Origin of the sequence: Mucilaginibacter roseus, assembly GCF_021215455.1 — a bacterium.
Classification (GTDB): domain Bacteria; phylum Bacteroidota; class Bacteroidia; order Sphingobacteriales; family Sphingobacteriaceae; genus Mucilaginibacter; species Mucilaginibacter roseus.
This window is the reverse complement of the sequence record NZ_JAJPWV010000011.1, coordinates 1-1,990: the sequence shown is the minus strand read 5'-3', so window position 1 is coordinate 1,990 and position 1,990 is coordinate 1. Positions and strand designations below refer to the sequence as shown.

The window sequence follows — 1,990 nt, the reverse complement described above, 5'->3', positions numbered from 1 at the left end:
ACTTTCGTCATAGTTAACTTCTATCAGTCATAGATTTTGCTTATATCACACGGCTGTGTTTTGGCGTGGCGGGTATGTTTTGTGTGTTTATCTCGCTTATTCTTCGTTTTTGAACCGGGGAATTCACTTTTACTTTCCCCGCTTTTCGCGTCCCGCCTTACCCGTTCCGGAAATTAATTCCCCACAGTTAAATTCTCAGTTAAATTTTGCGATTTCTGCATTTTGCTGATTATCAGTTCTTTATGTTGAATTTGCTTCTCACCTCTTCTCATGGTGGGCTTTTTGCCTAACGCTTATCAACTATTGATAATTAAAAAATTGCCGAAAGGTAAAATTGTTCGATCTGGTTAAGCAAAGTTTTATTTCAAGTAACAAAACCTGCCGAACGGATTAAAAAAATAATACCCCTATTAAAATTTAAACATTGATTACTGTGAGAAAGCAAACTGTTAAAAATCTCTTATTAGCCCTGATGATCGTGCCGATGATGGTTTCATGCAAAAAGACTTCTGACCTGAATGGTGTGGACATGGATACCGACATTAAAGTGAACGAGCCTGCACCTGTTGCCCTGCACCCCAACGCTACCGGTACACCGGTGACCATCACCATTGAGCAGAACCAGCAGAGCTACCAGGTAGCCGGCAACTTCCTGGGTTTAAGCTACGAGACGAACAACTTGCTTTGGAGCAATAACCTGAATGGTAAAAGCAATGCGCAGATCCAATTGATCCGCAACCTGGGCGAGGGTGTATTACGTGTGGGTGGTACCAGCAGCGGCCGTATGTACTGGAGCGACAAGGCGGTGTCTAAGGGGTCTAAAACGGATTCGATCACCACTACGCAGATTGATGCTTTGGCCTCTTTTTCTAAAACTTTGGGCTGGCCGGTGATCTTCGGCCTTAACCTGGCGAAATATGAGCCGGAGGTACAGGCGAAGTTAGCCAAGTATGTAAGCGGCAGCCTGGGCAGCAGCCTGATGGCTTTCCAGGCGGGGAATGAGCCTAATGCTTATGGTGAGCTGGGTTTCCGCAAGCAGGGTTACAGCTACAATGATTTTCAGGGGGAGTGGAAGGCTTATTTTGACGCGGTACGCAAGCTTACCCCGAACGCGCCTTTCGCCGGACCAGATGTGATCGGTGGGGCTAACTGGGTAAGTTCTTTCGCGGGTAAGTACAAGAATAACGTGAACCTGATGACGGTGCATTATTACAACAACGGCCCGGCCAGTGATGAGTCGATCACTTATAAAACGATCCTGGAGCCGGACACTAAGCTGGGTGCTTACCTGGACAAGGTGAATGATGCTTCTGCCAAAAATGGTTTAAAGTACCGTTTGTCTGAGTGTAACAGTATCTTCAACGGTGGCGGCAAGGCGGGTGTGAGCGATGTGTTCGCGGCTTCGTTATGGGCATTGGATATGATGTGGACGGTGGCTGAGCATAATGGACAGGGGGTTAACTTCCACTCGGGTTCTGCGCAAAACTTTACGGCTATCGCTACCGTGAATGGTAAAACAAGCGCAAGGCCGGTGTATTATGGCATGCTGGCTTTTAAGTATGGTGCTGTGGGTGGCCGTGTGCTGAATGTGAAGACGGCTGCTACTACCGTGAACCAGGCGGCGCATGCAGTGGTGAAGAATGGTACTACCGCGGTTACTTTGATCAACAAGGGGGATAAGGATATCCTGTATACCGTGAGGTTGACCAACAATGCTTCTACTGTTACCGTGGCCAGGCTTACTGCTCCTTCTGCGGATGCTACATCCGGTATCGCATTCGGTGGCAGCAGCGCTGATGAGAAGGGTAACTTTGCTATCGCTTCTACCGAGAGCTTTAACGTGAACCAAAAGTCTTTTACCATTCAGGTGCCTGCTTACAGCGCTGCTGTAGTGAATGTTAACTAAGCTCCTCTTTACAATATCACTTTGACCCGCAGGCCGCTCCCAAAAGCGGCCTGCGGGCGTTTTGAAAGGATTACCAAAGGGTAT

1 protein-coding gene is annotated in these 1,990 nt (G+C 47.8%); it reads left to right on the top strand.

What is annotated here, in order from left to right:
- Positions 1-433: 433 nt before the first annotated feature.
- Positions 434-1,906: a glycosyl hydrolase family protein gene (locus tag LT679_RS18565; RefSeq protein ID WP_232179181.1), complete on the top strand. Its 1,473-nt coding sequence runs from the start codon at positions 434-436 to the stop codon at positions 1,904-1,906.
- Positions 1,907-1,990: the final 84 nt, after the last annotated feature.